This is a genomic window from Pseudomonas sp. EA_65y_Pfl1_P113, assembly GCF_963970525.1.
Lineage (GTDB): Bacteria > Pseudomonadota > Gammaproteobacteria > Pseudomonadales > Pseudomonadaceae > Aquipseudomonas > Aquipseudomonas tritici.
Map to the genome: position 1 here is coordinate 1 of NZ_CAXAQM010000398.1, position 504 is coordinate 504.

The 504-nt window shown below is 57.3% G+C and carries 1 pseudogene; it reads right to left on the reverse strand.

Annotation, left to right across the window (positions count from 1 at the left end):
• Positions 1–84 (reverse strand): annotated as a pseudogene (locus tag AACY52_RS30250) (transposon DNA-invertase); the annotation flags it as partial.
• Positions 85–504: the final 420 nt, after the last annotated feature.

The window sequence follows — 504 nt, forward strand, 5'->3', positions numbered from 1 at the left end:
GCCGGCGGCGAGCAGCGCATCGCGCTGTGGTGCCAGCGTCTGCGATCCGTCAGCCTTGGACACCCTCACATATCCGATGAGCATCGTCACCCCGCCAGAAAAGATATCTGACACCCTGCAATGTGCTGGTGGTTTTCGCAACGGGTATTCCGACTACTAGGCAGCGTCGCCGGGGCAAAAACCGCTACCGCCAGAAAACCGGTCGTTTTCCTTGCGATCAGGCGTGCATTGAGGTGTCTCGCTTTTTCCGTTGCCCACGGCCAGTTTTGAGAAAGAGCAATCGGAACACATTTTAAGAAGCGGCACCCGCTTCGCCGCCGAGTGTGCTGGTTTGCCGTCAGACCTCCCGATGACCTATCCTAATGACAATGCCTGACGTGGAGTAGGGCATTGCTCGCACTGCGAGCACCTTGATAGGATCGGGGGCTCGAGCAAGCCCAAGGAAGCAAAGCGCTTTGAGCGCGATGACGTGATTAAGAATCAGATCCGCGGACTTCATCAGGG